Source organism: Herbaspirillum frisingense, from assembly GCF_047325095.1.
GTDB classification, from domain to species: Bacteria; Pseudomonadota; Gammaproteobacteria; order Burkholderiales; family Burkholderiaceae_D; genus Herbaspirillum; species Herbaspirillum frisingense.
The window spans coordinates 3659339-3679087 of record NZ_CP168558.1; the positions used below are offsets into that span (position 1 = coordinate 3659339).

Consider the following 19749-nt stretch of genomic DNA (forward strand, 5'->3'; position numbering starts at 1 on the left):
CGCGATTTAAATTATTTCTTCCTGAAATTATCAATAAATACGCGAACAAACACTATTTATTCGCCCATATCATAGCTGAATCTTCTAATCCAGCAGCCTTTCGTAGCGGCATCATTGAAAACGGGGAATCAACATGCGCGTCGTCATTCTTGGAAGCGGTGTCATCGGGGTCACCAGTGCCTGGTATCTGGCCAGGGCCGGCCATGACGTGACCGTACTGGACCGCCAACCCGGCGCCGCGCTGGAAACCTCGTTCGGCAATGCCGGCCAGATCTCCCCCGGCTACGCCTCGCCCTGGGCTGCACCCGGTATTCCGTTGAAGGCCATCAAGTGGATGTTCCAGGAACACGCCCCGCTGGCCATCCGCCCGGACGGTACGCTCAACCAGCTGCGCTGGATGTGGCAGATGCTGCGCAACTGCAATGCCGAGAGCTATGCCGTCAACAAGGAACGCATGGTGCGCCTGGCCGAATACAGCCGCGACTGCCTGCGCGCGCTGCGCGCCGATGTCGGCATCCCCTACGAAGGCCGCGAGCAAGGCACGCTGCAGCTGTTCCGCACCCAGGAACAACTGGATGGTGCCGCCAAGGACATCGCCGTGCTCAAGGAAGCCGGTGTTCCCTTCGAACTGCTGCGCCCGGACCAGTTGGGCGGCGCCGAACCGGCGCTGGACAAGGTGCGCGGCAAGCTCACCGGCGGCCTGCGCCTGCCCAATGACGAAACCGGCGATTGCCAGCTCTTCACCACCCGCCTGGCCAAGATGGCCGAACAGCTGGGCGTGAAATTCCGCTACGACGTCTCCATCGATGCGCTGGCCATGGCCGGCGGCAAGATCGCCGGCGTCGTCTGCGGCAAGGAACTGGTACAGGCTGACAGCTACGTGGTCGCCTTGGGCTCCTACTCCCCCCAATTGCTCGCCGATGTGCCGGGCCTGCCCGCCATTCCGGTCTATCCGCTCAAGGGTTACTCGATCACCGTACCCATCACCGACGCCAGCGCCGCTCCGGTCTCGACCATCCTGGACGAAACCTACAAGATCGCCGTCACGCGCTTCGACGACCGCATCCGCGTGGGCGGCATGGCCGAGATCGTCGGCTATGACACCACCCTCAAGGCCAAGCGCCGCGCCACTCTGGAACTGGTGGTCAACGACCTCTTCCCCGGCGCGGGCGACACCCGCCAGGCCAGCTTCTGGACCGGCCTGCGCCCGATGACCCCGGACGGCACGCCGGTAGTCGGCGCCACCCCGGTCTCGAACCTGTTCATCAACACCGGCCACGGCACCCTGGGCTGGACCATGTCCTGCGGCTCGGGACAACTGCTGGCCGACCTGATCTCCGGCCGCCGTCCCGCCATCGCTCATGAAGACCTCTCGGTCGAGCGCTACATGCAAACGGGCGGCCGGGCGCAGGCCCCGCGCCTGGCAGGTGCCTGATCAGGACTGACGACAGGGCGCACGCCCTGCGTCCTTCACCCCGATAGTCTCTTCTGCATCCCTCGCAGAATGGTTGGCCGGAGCGAAATGCCCCGGCCTTTTTTATAGCCGCCGCTCAGCGGCTGCGACGCACCGCCCCCAGCGCCGCCGGATGGGCCGACGGCACATGCCCGGTCATCTTCCTGAACATCGTGGAAAACGCCGCCGGCCGTTCATAGCCCAGGTCATAGGCGATCACCGTCACCGAATGCCCCAGCGCCAGCCGCGAGATCGCATTGACGATGCAGGCCCGCAAGCGCCACTGCTGGAAACCCATCCCCGTCTGCGCCAGGAAACGGCGATTGAAGCTGCGTTCGCTCGTATGCAGTTGCTCCGCCCACTCCCCCGGACGCGAGCGTATCGACGGCGCCATCATGAAGCTGCGGCACAGCGCGCCCAGTTTTTCCTCCTGCGGCAGCGGCACGTGGACCGGAATCGCGCGGGCGCGACCGATCTCGGCCAGGAGCAGGCGCATCAGGTCTTCTTCCCGGCTATTGGGCGCGTAGAGCGGATCGATGCGGGTCGCCTCGATCAGCAATTCACGCAACAAGGGCGGCACCTCCAGCACCTGGCAGGTCTGCGCCTGGCGCGGCGCGTGCTCGGGCTCCACGAAGGCACTGCAGGTCGTCACCGGCAGCAGCATGCGGCTCAGGTGCTCACGCCCGGACGGAATCCACACCGCGTGCTGCGGCGGCACCACCCAGGCTCCATCTTGGGTGACCACCTGCATCATGCCCGCCACCCCGAACAATAATTGCGCCCGCCGATGACTGTGCAGGGGCTGCAGCGAACCGCTGGGATAATCGGCACCCGCCACCACCACCGGTCGCGCAATGTCCCCCACGCGATCGATGGGCAGGGTCGGCGGAGCTGGCGTGGGCTTGGGCATATGTAAACCGGTGATGGCGTAGATTCAAACATTATTGACCAATGATCGAAAGTCAGTCAAAGCCCCTTTGCTCTACTGTGCTCACTTCTGCAGGGCTTTCACTAACCGGCTTTCGACATGAACCCACCCATTCTTTCCGGCATCCTGGTCGCGCTGATCTGGGGCATCCAACCCGTGATCTCGCGCTACGGCTACCAGCAAGGGCTGACCCCCTATGACGCCACCCTGGTGCGCTACCTCACCAGCGGCCTGTTGATGCTGCCCTATGCCTGGCGCCGAGGACTCATCGGTGCCTGTGGCGTGGGCTGGCGGCGCGGATTGGTGCTATTCCTGCTCTCCGGCCCCTTGTTCAGCCTGGTGCTGGTCGGCGGCGTGAACTATGCCCCGGCCTCGCATGGCGCGCTGATCCATCCGGCGCTCACCCCGCTGTTCGGCATGGCGATCAGCCGCTTCGTCTTCCGGCAGCACGAGCGCATCTCGCCGTGGGGCGTGCTCCTGCTCCTGGCCGGGCTGGTGCTGGTCGGTCTCAATGGCATCCTGGCCAGCGGCCTGACCCCGGCAGGCGCCTGGCGCGGCGACCTGATGTTCGTCCTATCGGCCCTGATGTGGGCCTGGTACCTGGTCCTGAACCGCAACTGGCAGGTCGCCCCGCTGGATGCGGTGGCGCTGACGCAGGTACTGTCGCTGGCCTGCACGCTGGTGGCCTTGCCCTGGCTGGGCGAAACCACCTTCAGCAAGCCCCTGCCCGCCCTGGCGCTGCAGAGCGCCTATCACGGCCTGCTGGTGAGCATCCTCAGCGTGGCCTTGTTCAACTGGGTGGTTGCGCGGCTTGGGGTGCGGGCGCTGATGCTCAATGCGCTGTCGCCACTCTTCGGCGTCGCGGCCTCGGCCTGGGTGCTGCAGGAGCCGTTGTCGGTGTCGATGATGGTGGGGGCGGTGGCGATCGTGGCGGGATTGGGGATGGCGTTGCGGGGAGACAAGGCGCAGAGCGGACAAAGCGGACCACAACACCATCTCACCAGAACCTCGCAAGGGGGAGATCGCGCGTGAACGCCCGAAGCGCCACAGCCGCACTGACCGGTGGCTTCAGCCTGCAGTGGTCGTTCTGAGCTAGTCGTTCTGAGTTAGTCGTCCGAGCTAGCTCGACGTGCGGGAAAAGTCCCACACCATCCCCGGCCAATGGCTGACTGTCGGCCGGGGCGGCTTGCTCAATAATGGCCGCCATGGACCATTGCCGGATGTCCCGGCGCCGCGTCCGAGGAGACCATCATGGACCGCAATGCTGCTCCCCCCGCCGATGCCCGTCACCAGGACGAGGCCGCCGACATCGCCCGTGCCAACCAGCTGCGCTACGTCAACGACGAGATGCCGGGCATCCGCCGCAGCCGCCATGGCAAGGGCTTTGCCTATCACGATGCGCAGGGCGCACTGATACGCAATGCCGAAGTGCTGGCGCGCCTGAAGTCGCTGGCCATTCCACCGGCCTGGGAAGAGGTGTGGATCAGCCCCCATCACAATGGCCATATCCAGGCCACCGGGCGCGATGCGCGCGGTCGCAAGCAGTACCGATATCACGCCCGCTGGCGCCTGGTGCGCGACGACGCCAAATACCTGCGCATGATCAGTTTCGCCCGCGCCCTGCCCACCATCCGCAAGGTGGTGGAGCAGGATCTGCAGCGGCCCGGCCTGCATCGGCAAAAGGTATTGGCGGCGGTGGTGCATCTGCTGCAGAGCACCTTCATGCGGGTCGGTAACGACGAATACGCGCGCCAGAACAAGTCCTTCGGGCTGACCACGCTGCGCCATCGCCACGTGCGGGTCGATGGCAGCGATGTGCTGTTCCGCTTCCGTGGCAAGAGCGGGGTGCAGCATGACATCAAGCTGCACGATCCCTATGTGGCGCGCATCATCCGCAAGATGCGTGAGTTGCCGGGGCAGGAGCTGTTCCAGTACGTGGATGACGACGGTGAGCGGCACTGCATCGATTCCGGCGACGTCAATGCCTATCTGCGCGAGGCGGCGGGCGAGGATTTCAGCGCCAAGGATTTCCGCACCTGGGCCGGCACGGTGCTGGCCACGCTGGCGCTGCAGGCCTTCGAGCGGGTGGACTCGCAGGCCCAGGCCAAGCAGAACGTGGTCCGCGCCATCGAGAACGTGGCCCGCCGGCTGGGCAATACGCCGTCGATCTGTCGCAAATGCTATGTGCACCCGGCGGTGATTGAAAGCTATCTCGATGGCAGTTTTGCCGAGCTGCTGGAAGAACGCGTGCAGGCCGAACTGGTGCAGGAGCTGCACGACCTGTCGCCGGAAGAGGCGGCGGTGCTGGCACTGCTGCAACAACGCCTGCACGAAGCCGATGATTCCCCTGCACGCCGGCCGGCGCGCAAGAAAGCGACCCGCCGGACGAGCAGCACTGCGCGCAAGGCTGCACACGGCAGCGCGCACGCTGCACCGGCCTGATCGGCAGGATCGTTGCCCTCAGCGGGCGCGACGGAAGGTCAGGTTATAGCGGCAGCGGCCGGTGAGCGGATGCTCGCCGTCGCGCAGCACATCCACGCCATGAAAGGCCAGCCGCGCCGGGCCGCCCCAGACCACCACATCCCCACTCTCCAGCCGCATGCGTTGCGGCTTGTCGCTGCGTTCCATGCCGCCAAAGAGGAAGGTCGCCGGCAAGCCGAGCGAGACCGAGACGATAGGCTGCTGCATGTCTTCTTCGTTACGGTCCTGGTGCAGCGACATGCGGGCGCCAGGATCGTAGCGGTTGACCAGGCAGGCGTCCGGCAGGAAGGGAGCAAACCCGGCCGCCTCGGCCGCCCGCTGTGCCAGTGCGACGAATGCAGGCGGCATGTCGGGCCAGCGTTGCCCGGTCACCGGGTCCAGCGTCTGGTAGCGATAGCCACGACGGTCGGTCACCCAGCCGAATTGCCCGCAATTGCTCATCGCCACCGACATGCGAAAGCCGCCCGGCGTCTGCATATTGCGCAAGGGGGAGTGTGCCAGCACGGTATCGATGGCAGCCACCAGCGCTGCAGCCTCCTCGTCGCTGACGAAGGCGCGCAGCAAGCTCGCGCCCTCGGTGATGGGCTCGATGTCGGGCTCGCGGGGCAGCGCGGCAAACAGGTCACCGGTCACGGCGCGGCCTTGGTGCGCGGGGGCGGCGCGGCGATGAACTCGCTGACCGTCTCCAGCGTCGGCGCCAGGAATCGCAGCGGCCGTGCCAGACTGCCTACCAGGGAGGCGTGCGAGGTGTTGTCGAAGTAACGTTCCTCCACCGGCACCTGCTGTGCGCGCAGCAGTGTGGCCAGCCCGCCCGTGTTGCGGGTGGCCGATACCAGCTTGTCCTTGTGCGAGGCGATCAGCAGCGCGGGTGGCGCACCAGCCTGGACGTGGCGCACCGGTTGCGAATCAGGCGGCGAGTCGGGGGCAAAGAATACCGGCTTGACGTCCGGGTTTTCGATGGGCAGGAAGTCGTACGGCCCGGCCAGGCCGATCCATCCACGCAAGGCATCCGGCGAGGCGCCGGCCTGGCGCAGCCAGCGCGCGTCCAGGGCCAGCATGGCCGCGTTATAGGCGCCGGCACTATGCCCCATGACGAAGACCCGTTGCGGATCGCCGCCCAGTTCGTGCAGGGAACGCAGGGTCCAGGCCAGGGCCTGGGCGCTGTCCTTGAGGAAATCCGGATAACGGACTTCGGGATAGACGCGATAGTCCGGCAGCACGGCGATGATGCCGCGAGAGCTCAAGGCTTCGCCGACGAAGGCGTAGTCCTTGCGGCTGCCTTCATTCCAGCTGCCGCCATAGAAGAAGACCACCACCGGCAAGCCCTTGGCGCTCGCCGCGTCGGCCTGCGCGGCCGGCCGGTAGATGTCCAGCTTCTGGCGTGGATTGTCGCTGTCGGCGTAGGCCACGCCTTCGGTCTTGATGTAGCTGGAGCTCGGGGTAACCGCGTTGATGGCCGATAGCGGCGAACAGGCGATCAGGCCACCCAGGACCAGAACCGCGCCGGTGAGGGCGAGGCCGGCCTTGCCAAGAACATGCATGCACGACTCCTGCAATATGAAGTAACAGCCATTGTAGCCGCCTCTGCCCGCGCCTTCAGGCGGGCTTGCGGTTGGCGGTGGCTGGCTACGGCTGCGACTGCGGTTGCGGCGGTTGCGGCGGTTGCGGCGGTTGCGCCACTGCCTCGCGCGCCAGCAAGGCCGCCTTGCGCTCGATGCCCCAGCGGTAGCCGGACGGTGATCCATCCTGGCGCACGATGCGATGGCAGGGAATCAGCAAGGCAATCTCGTTGTGCGCGCAGGCGCTGGCCACCGCCCTCACCGCCGCCGGCTGGCCGATGCGGGCGGCCAGTTCGGCGTAGCTAAGGGTCACCCCCGGCGGTATCTCGCGCAGGGCCTGCCACACGCGCTGCTGGAAGGCCGTGCCACGCACGTCCAGTGGCAGCGTGGCGCCACGTTGCGGGTCATCCAGCGCGGCCAGCACCTGCGCCAGCGTCTGCTCGAAGGCGGCATCGCCCGGCGCCAGTTCGGCCTGGGCAAAACGGTCCTGCAATTGCTGCACCAGGACCTCGGCATCCTCGCCCAGGGTGACGGCGCAGATGCCCTGCTCCGTGGCCGCCACCAGCAAGGCGCCCAGCCAGCATTGCGCCACCGCGAAACGGATTTTTTCGCCACGGCCGCCGTGGCGGTAGGCCGTCGGCTTCATGCCCAGGTCGGCATGGCGGTGGGCGTAGAAGCCACCGCTGGAATTGAAGCCGGCTTCGTAGAAGGCCTCGGTGACACTGGCGCGTGATGCCAGTTGCTGACGCAGGCGCTGTGCCCGCCTGGCGTCGCCATAGGCCTTGGGGGTCAATCCGGTGTGGGCCTTGAAGAGCCGATGGAAGTGGTAGCGGCTCAAGCCCACGGCCTGGGCCAGGTCCTCGGTGGCGGGGGCCTGCTCGGCGGCTTCGATCAGGCGGCAGGCCTGGGCAATGGCCTGGGCCTGGCGTTCCTGCAGCGGTGGCAGGTCGGGCCGACAGCGCTTGCAGGGGCGAAAACCAGCCGCTTCGGCAGCCGCACCACTGGCGTGAAAGGCCACGTTCTTGCGCAAGGGCGTGCGCGCGCCGCAGGAGGGCTTGCAATAGACGCCGGTGCTCTTGACCGAATACCAGAACAGGCCGTCGAACGCCGGGTCGCGGCGCTGCACGGCCAGCCAGCGTTGCTGGTCGGCGAGGGACGGGGCGATTAGGGACGGGTCGGTCAGGGACGGCTCGGCGGACGCGGAGCCCTCCTCCGTGGAGGGCGCGGGGGACGTAGGGGGCCTGGAAATCATCGGGGAGGTCGTGCTCGGCATGGGGTGCTCCTGCTATCGGGTCAGGATGATTCTAGGCGCCCCCTGGTGGCGTCGCACTCGGGCGCTTGCTTTTGAATTCACAGGCGGCCCACCCTTCACCTTCACTCCCTTATTGGGAGAAGCGAATGCGCTGGCGCGACTTCACCGGCTGCATGACGTGTTCCAGCGGCAGTTCGTGCGATTGCTTGACCTTCTTGAGGGTGATGTTGGATTTGACGTTGGTCACGCCAGGCAGGCGCAGCAGCCGGCTCATCATGAATTCGGAAAACGCCGCCAGGTCGGGGGCGACAATGCGCAGGATATAATCGCCCTCCCCCGTGACGGAGAAGCATTCGGTGACCTCTGGCATCGTTTCCACGGCTTTTTCGAACAATTCGCCCCGGGTTTCGCCCTGGCGATCCAGGGTCACGGTGGTGAAGGCCGTCACGCCCAGGCCGACCACTGCCGGGTCCAGCACGGCGGTGTAGCGTTCGATGACGTGGGCTTCTTCCAGTCGCTGCACTCGACGACTGATCTGGGAGGTGGACAAGTGAACTTTCAGTCCCAGTGCACTGTTGGTAATATGTCCGTCACGCTGCAACTCGGTCAGCAAGGCCAGATCGTAGCGATCCACATTGATGATGCTCATTTATCTCTCCAATTTTCTTATTTAAGATTTATTTGTGCATATTAACCCCTAATTTGCGCAAAAAACAATCACAAATTGCAGTGGCGACGCAATAAACTCCTCGCATGGGCCGGGCTTGCCGGCCTTTCCAATCCGAGGAGACACAGATGGGCCACGCAGATAGCCAGATCAGCCAACTTGCCGCCGCCAGCACGGACCTGTTCGACAACCCCATGGGGACCGACGGTTTCGAGTTCGTCGAATACACCGCCGCCGACCCGGCCGCCATTGCCGGCGTGCTGGAACTGATGGGCTTTACTGCCGTGGCGCGTCACCGTTCCAAGAACGTGACCCTGTATCGGCAGGGTCAGATCAACTTCATCCTCAACGGTGAGCCGGACAGCAATGCCGCCGCCTTCGCCCAGGTGCATGGCGCTTCGGTCAATGCCATGGCCTTCCGCGTCAAGGATGCGGCCTTCGTCTACAAGCGCGCGCTGGAACTGGGTGCCGAAGGCGTGGAAGCCCGTCTGGGCCCGATGGAGCTGAACATCCCGGCCATCCGCGGCATCGGTGGCTCGCTGCTGTATCTGGTGGACCGCTATGGCGACAACGGCTCCATCTATGACGTCGATTTCCAGTTCTTCCCCGGCGTGGAGCGCAATCCCAAGGGCGTGGGCCTGACCTATATCGACCACCTGACCCATAACGTCATGCGCGGCGCCATGGATACCTGGTCGTCGTTCTACACGCGCCTGTTCAACTTCCGCGAGATCAAGTATTTCGATATCGAGGGCAAGGTCACCGGCCTGCGCTCGCGGGCCATGACCAGCCCGTGCGGCAAGATCCGCATTCCCATCAACGAGAGCGCGGACGACAAGTCGCAGATCGAGGAATTCATCAAGCAATACAACGGCGAGGGCATCCAGCACATCGCCCTGGGCACCGACGACATCTACCAGACCGTGCGCGCCCTGTATGCCCGCGGGGTGCCTCTGCAGGACACCATCGCCACCTACTACGACCTGGTGGAACGCCGCATCCCCGGCCATGGCGAAGACCTGGCCGCCCTGCGCGAGCTGAAGATCCTCATCGATGGCGCCCCCACCGCCGGCCAGGGGCTGCTGTTGCAGATCTTCACCCAGAACCTGATCGGCCCGGTGTTCTATGAAATCATCCAGCGCAAGGGCAACGACGGCTTCGGCGAGGGCAATTTCAAGGCCCTGTTCGAATCCATCGAACTGGACCAGATGCGCCGCGGCGTCATCTGACGGACCCGCCGGCAGCCATGCCGGCCCTGCATGCAAGGCGCAGCGCCCTTCCCGGGCCTGCGCCTTTTCCTTTTTTTACATGGCCCGACTCAAGCTTTGCAGGAAGCTGCCGTAACTCTACCCAAAGGCAATCTTGCCTGAACCTGCAAGACTGGCGCCTCGACCGGGGCTGGAGTTCGCATGAACATCGCGTATGAACAAGAAAAAACTGCCGAAGCCACCCAGGCCCCCCGTGCAGACACGCTGGACCATGACCCCGCCGAACTGATCGAGCAGCTCAGTCACCGCATCCTGATCCTGCAACAGCAGGCGCAGTCGCTGGCACGCTTCCCGGCCAATCGCGACGGCAAGCAGCAGCGCCAGTTGCTGCAGCAGCAGATCCGCACCCTCTACCAGCAATTGTTTGCGCTGGAGCAGCAACAGTCCCGTCAGCGCAGGCGCGGTGAGAATTACCTCAGCATGGCCCTGTCGGTGGCCGCCCATGCGGCCCACCACCACGCCCAGAGCGAGGCCCTGGCCGCAGTCGCCTGAGCCCTGCCCTCGCCGTTCTCTTCCGCTCCTTGCGTACCCTTCAATAGCGCAGCCGTGTCAGGCTGACCGCACACGCCAGCGCCGCCAGCCCGGCGGTGCAGCACAGCACCAGCGCATACGGTGCATCCGACGACGCCAGCAACATGGCCACCACCGAGGCGCCCACGGTCTGCCCGGTCAGGCGCGCCGTGCCCAGCATGCCGCTGGCGCCACCGGTACGCTCACGCGGGGCGGCGCTGATCATGGTGCGGTTGTTGGGCGACTGGAACAGCCCGAAGCCAAACCCGCATATCGCAAACTGCAGTGCCATCAGGCCGTCTGGCGTGCCATGGTCGATCGTCAGCAGCGACAGCAGGCCCAGGCACATCACCCCGAGCCCTATCCCGCCCAGCAAACCCGCCGCGATGCGATCCGACAGCTTGCCCGCCACCACTCCGGTCAGGGCCACGGCAATCGGCCAGGCCGTCAGCAACAGCCCGGCACGGGCGGCGCTGATGCCCAGGTAGTTCTGCAACATGAAGGGCAGCATCACGAACACCGCCATCTGCGCCGCGAAGGAACAGAAGGAGGTACCGATGGACAGCGCAAACAAGGGAATGCGCAGCAGGTCCAGCGGCAGCATGGGCGCGCTGGACGATTGCAGCTTGAGCAGCAGGAACAGGCTCAGCCCGGTCAGCACGGCGCAGCCGGCCACCACCCAGACGCCCTGCAGATGGCCGACCGCATCGATGGTATAGAGCAGCAAGCCGATGAAGCACATGCACAGGAGCGCGCTCTGCCGGTCGAAGCGGCGCGGGGCCAGCGGATTGGTGGGCAGCGCCTTGTTGCCCACCACGAGCGCCAGGAGCCCGAGCGGGATATTGATCAGGAACAGCCAGTGCCAGGACGCCAGGTGCAGGATGAAGCCGGCCACGGTCGGCCCCAGGGCATTGCCGGTGCCGGCCACCAGGGCGTTGTAGCCGATGGCACGGCCCAGCAGGCGCGCCGGGTAGATGAAGCGGATCAGCGCCGTATTGACCGACAGGATGCCGGCCGCGCCCAACCCCTGCAGCACCCGCGCCAGACTCAGCTGCAACATGTCATTGCTGGCGGCGCAGGCCAGCGAAGCCAGCGTGAAGAGGAACAGCCCGCCCAGATAGACGCGCCGGTAGCCCACCACCTCGCCCAGCGAAGCCAGCGGCAGCAGGCACACCGCCATGGCGATCTGGTAGCTGTTGATGACCCAGATGGCATCGGCATCGCTGGCCTTGAGATCGGCCGCCATCGACGGCAGCGCCAGGTTGGCGATGGAACCGTCCAGGACCGCGATGGTGATGCCCAGCACCACGGTGGCTATGGCGAGGAAGCGCTGCCGGGGCGGCAGGCCGTCGGCGTCATGCGGGGCGCCGCTGCGGGTCTGTACGTGCACTGTCTGCTTTCAAGGCTTGAGATATTCCGGGGACGCCTGGGCGTCCGAACGAGGGCGCTATGCTATCACCGCCCTGCCTCCTGCATACGGTAGACCTCCCGGGCGGTTCCACTGAAGAGCGCTGTGCGCTCGGACGCGGACAGGTCAGCGGTCAGCCGCTTGAACGCATTCCACAGGCTGACATAGCCGAACATGCCCTTGTCCACCGGGAAATTGCTCTCGAACATGCAGCGCTGCGGACCGAAGAGGTCGATGCAGGTGACGATATACGGTCGCCAGGCCTGCGCCAGCTGGATCGAATCCGGCGGTGCGGCCTGACGATGGAAATCCCAGCCACCCACGGGCATGCCCAGACCACCCAGCTTGAGCCAGACATTGGGCAGGGCCGCGATGGCGCGCATGCCGCGCTCCCACTCGCGTCGTGCTGCCTCACGCTGGCCGGCGTAGGGGCCGGCGCCGAGCGGGCCGCCGCAGTGATCCAGGACCAAGCGCGTGTCCGGGCAGGCCTGGGCCAGCGCCAGCACTTCATCCAGCTGGGTGTGATAGGCCCAGACGTCCAGCGACAGGTCGTAGCGCGCCAGCAGGCGTGCACCGGTGCGGAACCTGTCCTGCGCCAGCAGGCCGGGTGGTGGCGGCTGCGGGTTGCTGCGAATCGATGGATCGGCATGCCAGGCCGTGGTATTGCGGATGCCGCGCAGGCGGCCGTTGCCGGCCTGCTGCAGGGCTTCGACCACAGCCTGTACGTCGGCACCCAGCATCAGGTCGGCAAAGCCGACGATGGCCGCGCAGGCGCGCACCGAGCCGTAAAGGCCGCTGGCCGATTGCGCCGCCACGCCATTGACGAACTCCACCTCGCCCACCGGCTGCATGGCCTGCGGCCCCTCCTGCCGGTACATCGAACGGCATTGCACGAACACCGTCTCGGTGATGCGATGGCCGCTGGACAGGTCGGCCATCCACTGCTCGAACAGGTAACGGTTGCCGGCGCGGTCCCACAGATGGTGGTGGGCGTCGATGATGGGCAGCTCCGGCTCCAGCACCGCTTCCTGCGTCAGGGCCAGCCAGTCGGGGCGTACCTGCAGGTGCGGCGAGGCGGCGGCATCAGCCATGGCGCGACACCGGCTGGCCGATCTGTTGGCAGCCCAGCCGCTTCAGGCTCGCATCGATCCAGCCACGGTCGCTGGTGCCGGCCTGGATGGCCGCCATCTGCGCCACCTCGGCATCATTCTTGGCCTTGGCGGCAGCGTAGACGGCGGCGATGTCGTCATAGCCCACGCACAGCAGGCCGTCGTAGTCGCCCACCACCAGGTCGCCCGGGGCAATCACCATGCCGTCGATGGCGATGGGCACATTGATCTCGCCCGGGCCATCCTTGTAGGGACCGCGATGCGTGACACCGGCAGCGAACACCGGGAAGCTGCCGCCCTGGATGGCGTCCAGGTCGCGCACCGCGCCGTAGATGACGATGCCGCCCAGGCCGCGCTGGATGGCGTGTGCCACCATCAGCTCGCCGATGATGGCGTTGGACAGGTCGCCCCCGGCATCGACCACCACGATGTCGCCCGGCTCGGCCAGGTCCAGGGCCTTGTGCACCATCAGGTTGTCACCCGGGCGCGACTTCACCGTGATGGCGGCGCCGGCCAGCTTGCCGCCGCGGTGCAGTGGCCGCAGGCGCGCACCGGCAGCGGTCATGCGTGCCATCGAATCGCTGATGTTGGCCACCGGGATGGCGGCGAAGTTCTTGACGTCTTGCGCGCTGACCTTGCGCACGCGCTCAAGAATGCGGAATCCTGCTGACATGGTGTTCTCCCTGCAAGAATAAAAAGTGAAAGATTCAGCGCAAGCTGGCGCAGAAGCGCTGGATGCGCACGCAAGCCTCGCGCAGGCGCTCGGTGGAATCGGCATAGGACAGACGGAAGTTCGGCCCCTGGCCGAAGGCGCTGCCATGCACCAGCGCCACACCCTCGGCCTGCAACAGGGCCGAGACGAAGTCCTCGTCATTACCGATGACCTGGCCGTCTTCGGTGCGCTTGCCGATCACACGTTCGCAGGAGGGGAAGACATAGAAGGCGCCTTCCGGCACCGGGCAATCCAGACCCTCGGCCTGGTTCAGCAGCGATACCACCAGGTCGCGACGGCCCTGGAATACCTTGCGGCTCTCGTGGATGTAATCCTGCGGACCATTCAGGGCCTCCAGCGCGGCCCATTGCGAGACCGAGCTGGCGCCCGAGGTCAGCTGGCCCTGGATCTTTTCCATGGCCTTGATCAGTGCCAGCGGACCGGCCGCGTAGCCGATGCGCCAACCGGTCATGGCATAGGCCTTGGAGACGCCGTTCATGGTCAGGGTGCGCTCGTAGAGTTCGGGCGCGATCTGGGCCGGGGTGGTGAATTCGAAGTCGCCGTAGGTCAGGTGTTCGTAGATGTCGTCGGAGAGGATCCAGACCTGCGGATGGCGCTTGAGCACCTCGGCCAGCGCCTCGATCTCGGCACGGGTGTAGGCCGCGCCGCTGGGGTTGCAGGGCGAGTTGAACATCAGCCACTTGGTGCGCGGGGTGATGGCAGCCTCCAGCGCTTCGGGGCGCAGCTTGTAGCCAGCTGCGCGGGTGGTCTTGGCGTACACCACGTGGCCGCCGCACAGGGCCACCAGTTCGGGATAGGAGACCCAGTAAGGGGCCGGCACGATGACTTCGTCGCCGGCATTGACGGTGGCCATCAGGGCATTGGCGATGACCTGCTTGCCGCCGTTGGAGATGATGGTCTGGGCCACGCTGTAGTCGAGCTGGTTCTCGCGCTTGAACTTGGCGACCACGGCTTCGCGCAGCTCGGTGATGCCGGCCACCGCCGTATAGCGGGTCTCGCCACGGGCGATGGCGGCGTAGGCGGCCTCTTTGATGTTGTCGGGGGTGTCGAAGTCGGGCTGGCCCGAACTGAGGGCGATCACGTTGCGGCCCTGGGCGGCCAGTTCGCGCGCCTTCTGGGTGACGGCGATGGTGGCCGAAGTCTTGATGCGGGAGAGTGAATCGGAAATGAATGCCATGGTGGTCTCGTCTTGTTGATCCCGGATCTCCGGGAAATCTTGGGGATGGTGCGATCAGGCGTGGCGGATGTCGGCCACGAACTTGCGGGCGCGTTCATGCTGCGGTCGCTCGAAGAAGTCCTGCGGGGTGGCGCGCTCCAGTACCTGGCCATCGGCCATGAAGATGAGGCGGTCCGCCACTTCGCGGGCAAAGCCCATCTCGTGGGTGACGCACACCATGGTCATGCCCTCGGCGGCCAGCTGCTTCATCACCTGTAGCACCTCGCCCACCATCTCCGGGTCCAGTGCCGAGGTCGGCTCGTCGAACAGCATCACCGGCGGCTTCATGGCCAGGGCGCGGGCAATCGCCACACGCTGCTGCTGGCCGCCCGAGAGCTGGCCGGGATAGGACTGCGCCTTGCCGGCCAGGCCGACCTTTTCCAGCAGGGCCATGGCGCTGTCGCGGGCGGCTTTCTCGGACAGTTTCAAGACCCGCATGGTGGCCAGCATGACGTTGCGCTCCACACTCATGTGCGGGAACAGGTTGAAGGACTGGAACACGAAGCCGATGCGGCTGCGCAGGCGGTTGATATCGACCCCGTTGCCGTGCACGTCCTGGCCGTCCACGTAGATGTGACCGTCGTTGATGGGTTCGAGCCGGTTGATGGTGCGAATCAGGGTCGACTTGCCCGAGCCCGAGGGGCCACAGACGATCACCACTTCACCGCGCTTGATTTCCTCGTTGACGCCGCGCAGGGCGTGGTAGTCGCCGTACCACTTGTTCACATTGTTGAATCGGATCATCAGAGACTCCTGAATTGACGTTTTAGCTTGATACGGCGCTCGGCCAGCCCCACCAGCGAACTGAGCAGGTAGCACAGCACGAAATAGGTCATGGCCAGCAGGAAGTACACCTGGAAGGGCTTGGTCAGCAGTTGCGCATTGACCTGGTAGGCCGCATAGGTGAGTTCGTTGACGCTGATGATGTAGGCCAGCGAGGTGTTCTTGATCAGCGAGATCAGCTGGTTGAGGATGCTGGGGATCATGTTGAACAGCGCCTGCGGCAGCACCACCTCGCGCAGCGTGGTGAAGTAGCTCATGCCCAGCGAGCGCGAGGCCTCGACCTGCCCTTGCGGAATGGCCTGGATGCCGGCCTTGATGACCTCGCCCAGGAAGGCGGTCTCATAGGCCACCAGCGCACAGATCACCGTGGTGGTGCCGGAGATGGACTTGCCGGTCAACAGCGGTACGATGAAGTAAGCCCAGAAGATCAGCATCAGCACCGGCAGCCCGCGCAGGGTATGCACGATGGCGCCGGCCGGCCAGGCCACCCAGCGCACAGTGCTGGTACGGGCGATGCCGAACAGCACCGCCAGCGGGAAGGCGCAGACCAGGCCGGTGACGGCCAGGATCAGGGTCAGGGAGAGCCCGCCCAGCGGACCATGCGGGAATTCGCCGATCAGCAACTGCAGGCCGTAGGTGCGGAGGATGTCGAAGATATCGAGGATGGTGTGCATGTCAGCGCCCCTTCACTTTCAGATGGCGGCCGTTGTACCAGCCACCGATGGCCATGATCGACCACGACATCAGCAGGTAGAAGGCCGAGGCCAGAGCGAAGGTTTCGAAGGTGCGATAGGTTTCGTTTTCGATCTGGCGACTGGAGTAGGTCATCTCGGCCACGCCGATGGCCATGGCCAGGCTGGTGGACTTGAACAGCGACAGCGACTGGTTCACCAGTGGCGGTACCGAGATGCGGATGGCCTGCGGCAGCAGCACGTCGCGCATCGATTGCAGATAGGACAGCCCCAGCGCGCGCGCCGCTTCCATCTGGGTGGCCGCCACCGAGCGCATGCCGCTGCGCAGGTCTTCCGACATATAGGCGGCACTGTTGAGGGACAGCGCGATCAGGGCAAAGATGAATTCGCCGTTGTGGTTGTTGATGAAGTCGGTGATCCAGGCGGGCAGCAGTTCGGGGATGCCGAAATACCAGACGAAGATCTGTACCAGTCCCGGCACGTTGCGGTGGTAGTTGACGTAGCCGGCGATGAGCCACTCCAGCGGCGGCAGCGCCAGGGTGCGCAGGCCCACCAGCAGCACTGCCAGCAGAAAGGCGCAGACCCAGGCCGCCGCGAACAGCCACAGCGTGGTGAAGGCGCCGCCGATGAGCCAGTGCAGGTACTGGCCATGCAACACCGCGCCGAAATCAAGATTGAGCATGTGAGCGCTTCCTTGCTAGAACAGCCTGGCGCAGGAAAATCGCCAGGCGAAGGGTAAGCCGGTCCCGCACGCACCGGCCGGGCCGGTGCGCGTGATCCTTGTTGCAGCGGGGACGAAGGCTTGACTGAAGGGCTTACTGGAAGGCAGAGATCGGCGTGAGCTTCTTCTCGCGCGGGATGTTGAACTTGGTATTGGGGCCGAACCACTTGTTCCAGAGGGCGTCGGTCTCGCCACTCTTTTCCAGTTTTTCGAGGGCGTCGTTGACGGCGGCCAACAGGGCCGGCTCATCCTTCTTCACGCCCATGGCGGTCGGTTCCCAGGCCAGTTCGCCATTGAGGAACTTGTACTTGCCCTCGGATTCGTTGACGAAGCGGATGCCCGAAGGCTGCGACAGCGCCAGTCCCTGCACCTTGTTCTGGGCCAGTGCCAGGAAGGCGGCCGGGGTGTCCTGGAAGGTCAGGATGGTGGCCTTGGGCAGGACGCGGCGCGCATACAGCTCAGGGGTGGAACCCTTGTTGGCGCTGATGCGCTTTTCAGCCAGGTCCTCGACCTTGTTGAAGCCGCCGTTGCTGTGGGCGATCAGCTTGATCGGAGTCTGGTAGTGCGCAGCGGTGAAATCGATCTGCTGGGCGCGCTCCTTGGTATAGCCCAGCGCGGCTACCACCAGGTCGACCCGGCCCAGCGTCAGTTCCGGGATGCGCGCCTCCACCGAGACCCCCTTGTGTTCCAGCTTCACTCCCAGCTGCTTGGCGACCGCATTGCACATGTCGACGTCGAAGCCGACGATCTGGCGCGTAGCTGGATCGGGAAAGCCCAGGGGTTCGCTGCTGGTCAGGGTGGCGCACACCAGGGTGCCGCGTGCCTTGATATCGGCCAGGCGGTCAGCGTGCGCGGCCGTGGAAAACACCAGCGAAACGGCCGCAGCCGCGATTGCCATACAGGTCTTGTTGAAGCGCCCCAAAGTCATTTTCTATCCTTTCCCAGGTTGAACAACGAACATCGATGAAATAAATCATAATTGCGTTATGATTTTTAAACAAGCACAATTTGTCCTTATATTTCAGATACTTAGGACATGCATCGCGGCGGTGCAAAAATCCCTGAAATGGGCATGCAGATTCCCGCCGGCGGTGCAGGCAAGGCCGCTGGTGGCGATTTTTTGGTGCGCCGCGCCAATCGAAAAAGGTGATAACCTCGCCCCATTCCGAAATTCGACGTCGATTTATGAAAAAAGAGAGTGAGCCCGACAAAAAGGATGCGGCACCCGACCGCACCGTGCTCGGCGCCGAACGCAGCCTGGCCATCCTGAGCGCCTTCATCGATGCCCCCGAGCCGTTCGGCCTGACCGAGCTGGAAGCCCGGACGGGACTGTTCAAGAGCGTGATCCACCGCTACATGATGTCCTTCATCAAGGCGGGTTATGTCGTGCAACGGGCTGACAATTCCTATCAGCTGGGGCCGCGCGCCTACCAGCTGGGCAAGGCCTTCGAGGCCCGGTTCGACTATGCCGACTTCATCATGCCCACGCTGGAGAAGCTGGTGCGCGAGACCGGCGAAAGCACCGCCTTCTACATCCGCCAGCAGGAGCAGCGGCTGTGCCTGTATGCGGCCGAGACCCCGGCCTCGGTGAAGGCCACCGTCAAGGCGGGTAGCCTGTTCCCGATCGACCAGACCTCCAGTGCGCAGGTACTGCGTTTCTTCTCGGTGCCGGGCAATGCGGCGCGCTCGGGTGGGCGCTATGTCTGCATTTCGGTGGGGATCAACAATCCGCTGTCGTCGTCGATGTCGGCCCCGGTGTTCGGGCCTGGCAATGCGCTGGTGGGTTCGTTGACCATCTTCGGCCTGACCTTGCGCTTCGATCCGGCCGCCAGCGGCGCCATGCGCGCTACCCTGCTGCAGATGGCGCAGGAATTGTCGACACGACTGGGCGCTTCGCCACAGGTCTATCAGGCGCCGAGTGCGGACATCTTCGATGAAGCTGCGGCACAGGCAGCACTGGCGGCACAGGCAGCCCAATCCACACAGGCCACAGTTGGCGACGGATGAAAAAAAAACGATGCCGCGGCATCGTTTTTTCATCGGCCCTAACGCAGGCTGGCAATGGGTGTGAGCTTCTTGTCGCGGGGGATGTTGAACTTGGTCTTGGGCCCGAACCAGCGACTCCACAGGGCATCGATCTCGCCCTCCTTCTCCATCTCCATCAGACCCTGATTGATGGCGGCCAGCAGTCGGCGCTCACCCTTCTTGACACCCAGCGCGGTGGGCTCCCAGGCCAGCGCCCCTTCCACGAAGCGAAAGCGTCCCGTGGATTCGTTGACGAAGCGCACGCCCGACGGCATGGAGATGGCCAGTGCGTCCACCTTGCCCTGCGCCAGCGCCAGGAAGGCCTGCGGAGTATCGACAAAGCCCAGCACCGTGGCCTTGGGCAGTACGCGTCGCGCCGCCTGTTCCGGGGTGGAGCTGCGATTGGCGCTGATGCGCTTGTCGGCCAGGTCCGATACCAGGTTCAGGCCGGAGTCGGATTGCACGATCAGCTTGATCGGGTTCTGGTAATGGGAGGCGGTGAAATCGATCTGGTGTGCCCGTTCGCGGGTGTAACCCAGCGCCGCCGAGACCAGGTCGGCTTCGCCATGGATCAGCGCCGGCAGGCGGGCTTCCACGGTTACGCTCTTCTGTTGCATCTGCACGCCCAGCTTGCGCGCCACCGCGGCACACATGTCGACATCGAAGCCGACCACCTGCCGGGTCTGCGGATCGGGATAGCCTAGGGGTTCGTTATTGGCCAGCGTGGCACAGACCAGGATGCCGCGTGCCTGGATGTCGGCCAGCCGGTCGGCATGCGCCGCAGCCGGAAAAAGCCAGGCACTGGCCAACAGCAAGCTGCCCATGCCCAGTTTCTTCATATGCTGCGAAATCATTTTCATGCTTTTCCTCATTGAATATCGAGAATAGCCTGAAACAATCCCAAATGTCACTTACAGCAGACGGCGGCATGCACACCTGTCCAA

General features: G+C 64.8%; 20 protein-coding genes. 6 read left to right on the forward strand and 14 right to left on the reverse strand.

Annotated features, from left to right (window positions below):
* Positions 1 to 133 precede the first annotated feature (133 nt).
* Positions 134 to 1435, forward strand: a complete 1302-nt coding sequence (locus tag ACEOAC_RS16870; RefSeq protein WP_077238235.1) for a D-amino acid dehydrogenase — start codon at positions 134 to 136, stop codon at positions 1433 to 1435.
* 115 nt (positions 1436 to 1550) lie between these two features.
* Here ACEOAC_RS16870 and ACEOAC_RS16875 read toward each other — a convergent pair whose 3' ends face one another.
* Positions 1551 to 2363, reverse strand: coding sequence for an AraC family transcriptional regulator (locus tag ACEOAC_RS16875; RefSeq protein ID WP_413444645.1), 813 nt, complete (start codon positions 2361 to 2363; stop codon positions 1551 to 1553).
* A 117-nt stretch (positions 2364 to 2480) separates the two neighbouring features.
* On the opposite strand from ACEOAC_RS16875, the gene ACEOAC_RS16880 reads away from it, so the two are divergent.
* Both ACEOAC_RS16880 and ACEOAC_RS16885 read left to right on the forward strand, forming a co-directional pair.
* Positions 2481 to 3413: a DMT family transporter gene (locus ACEOAC_RS16880; protein ID WP_413444646.1), complete on the forward strand. Its 933-nt coding sequence runs from the start codon at positions 2481 to 2483 to the stop codon at positions 3411 to 3413.
* Positions 3414 to 3632: 219 nt separating this feature from the next.
* A complete protein-coding gene (locus tag ACEOAC_RS16885) occupies positions 3633 to 4823 on the forward strand; it encodes a DNA topoisomerase IB (protein ID WP_241812839.1) in 1191 nt (396 codons plus the stop codon).
* An 18-nt stretch (positions 4824 to 4841) separates the two neighbouring features.
* Here ACEOAC_RS16885 and alkB read toward each other — a convergent pair whose 3' ends face one another.
* From alkB to ACEOAC_RS16905, 4 genes are all read right to left on the reverse strand, one after another.
* Positions 4842 to 5495, reverse strand: coding sequence for a DNA oxidative demethylase AlkB (gene alkB, locus ACEOAC_RS16890; RefSeq protein ID WP_413444647.1), 654 nt, complete (start codon positions 5493 to 5495; stop codon positions 4842 to 4844).
* Complete coding sequence (locus ACEOAC_RS16895) at positions 5492 to 6403, reverse strand: alpha/beta hydrolase (protein ID WP_413444648.1); 912 nt, start codon at positions 6401 to 6403, stop codon at positions 5492 to 5494. Before ACEOAC_RS16895 ends, alkB begins: the two co-directional genes overlap by 4 nt.
* A gap of 85 nt (positions 6404 to 6488) precedes the next feature.
* Positions 6489 to 7694 (reverse strand): bifunctional DNA-binding transcriptional regulator/O6-methylguanine-DNA methyltransferase Ada, encoded by a 1206-nt coding sequence (gene ada, locus ACEOAC_RS16900; protein WP_413628465.1) that lies wholly within the window; start codon positions 7692 to 7694, stop codon positions 6489 to 6491.
* A 109-nt stretch (positions 7695 to 7803) separates the two neighbouring features.
* Positions 7804 to 8322 (reverse strand): Lrp/AsnC family transcriptional regulator, encoded by a 519-nt coding sequence (locus ACEOAC_RS16905; RefSeq protein ID WP_006464522.1) that lies wholly within the window; start codon positions 8320 to 8322, stop codon positions 7804 to 7806.
* A 146-nt stretch (positions 8323 to 8468) separates the two neighbouring features.
* Here ACEOAC_RS16905 and hppD point away from each other — a divergent pair, with 146 nt between their 5' ends.
* Both hppD and ACEOAC_RS16915 read left to right on the forward strand, forming a co-directional pair.
* Positions 8469 to 9569: a 4-hydroxyphenylpyruvate dioxygenase gene (hppD, locus tag ACEOAC_RS16910; protein WP_166758443.1), complete on the forward strand. Its 1101-nt coding sequence runs from the start codon at positions 8469 to 8471 to the stop codon at positions 9567 to 9569.
* A gap of 180 nt (positions 9570 to 9749) precedes the next feature.
* Entirely contained in the window at positions 9750 to 10100 is a 351-nt protein-coding gene (locus ACEOAC_RS16915) for a hypothetical protein (protein ID WP_241812844.1), read from the forward strand.
* Between the two features lie 40 nt (positions 10101 to 10140).
* Here ACEOAC_RS16915 and ACEOAC_RS16920 read toward each other — a convergent pair whose 3' ends face one another.
* From ACEOAC_RS16920 to ACEOAC_RS16955, 8 genes are all read right to left on the reverse strand, one after another.
* Entirely contained in the window at positions 10141 to 11508 is a 1368-nt protein-coding gene (locus tag ACEOAC_RS16920; RefSeq protein ID WP_413628466.1) for an MFS transporter, read from the reverse strand.
* Between the two features lie 65 nt (positions 11509 to 11573).
* A complete protein-coding gene (locus tag ACEOAC_RS16925) occupies positions 11574 to 12617 on the reverse strand; it encodes an amidohydrolase family protein (protein ID WP_413628467.1) in 1044 nt (347 codons plus the stop codon).
* Positions 12610 to 13308, reverse strand: a complete 699-nt coding sequence (locus ACEOAC_RS16930) for an RraA family protein (RefSeq protein WP_077235118.1) — start codon at positions 13306 to 13308, stop codon at positions 12610 to 12612. Before ACEOAC_RS16930 ends, ACEOAC_RS16925 begins: the two co-directional genes overlap by 8 nt.
* Before the next feature lie 34 nt (positions 13309 to 13342).
* Complete coding sequence (locus ACEOAC_RS16935) at positions 13343 to 14545, reverse strand: pyridoxal phosphate-dependent aminotransferase (protein WP_413444425.1); 1203 nt, start codon at positions 14543 to 14545, stop codon at positions 13343 to 13345.
* 54 nt (positions 14546 to 14599) lie between these two features.
* Positions 14600 to 15328 carry an amino acid ABC transporter ATP-binding protein gene (locus ACEOAC_RS16940; protein ID WP_006464515.1) on the reverse strand — a complete coding sequence of 243 codons (729 nt, stop codon included), beginning with the start codon at positions 15326 to 15328 and terminating at the stop codon, positions 14600 to 14602.
* Positions 15328 to 16041, reverse strand: coding sequence for an amino acid ABC transporter permease (locus ACEOAC_RS16945; protein ID WP_413444424.1), 714 nt, complete (start codon positions 16039 to 16041; stop codon positions 15328 to 15330). Before ACEOAC_RS16945 ends, ACEOAC_RS16940 begins: the two co-directional genes overlap by 1 nt.
* Position 16042: 1 nt before the next feature.
* Complete coding sequence (locus ACEOAC_RS16950) at positions 16043 to 16741, reverse strand: amino acid ABC transporter permease (RefSeq protein ID WP_234296045.1); 699 nt, start codon at positions 16739 to 16741, stop codon at positions 16043 to 16045.
* Between the two features lie 133 nt (positions 16742 to 16874).
* A complete protein-coding gene (locus ACEOAC_RS16955) occupies positions 16875 to 17678 on the reverse strand; it encodes an ABC transporter substrate-binding protein (RefSeq protein WP_051110930.1) in 804 nt (267 codons plus the stop codon).
* A 287-nt stretch (positions 17679 to 17965) separates the two neighbouring features.
* Between ACEOAC_RS16955 and ACEOAC_RS16960 the strand changes: the two genes are divergently transcribed.
* Entirely contained in the window at positions 17966 to 18787 is an 822-nt protein-coding gene (locus tag ACEOAC_RS16960) for an IclR family transcriptional regulator (RefSeq protein ID WP_413444423.1), read from the forward strand.
* 38 nt (positions 18788 to 18825) lie between these two features.
* On the opposite strand, the gene ACEOAC_RS16965 is transcribed toward ACEOAC_RS16960, so the two are convergent.
* Positions 18826 to 19665, reverse strand: coding sequence for an ABC transporter substrate-binding protein (locus ACEOAC_RS16965; protein ID WP_241812848.1), 840 nt, complete (start codon positions 19663 to 19665; stop codon positions 18826 to 18828).
* Between the last annotated feature and the right edge of the window lie 84 nt (positions 19666 to 19749).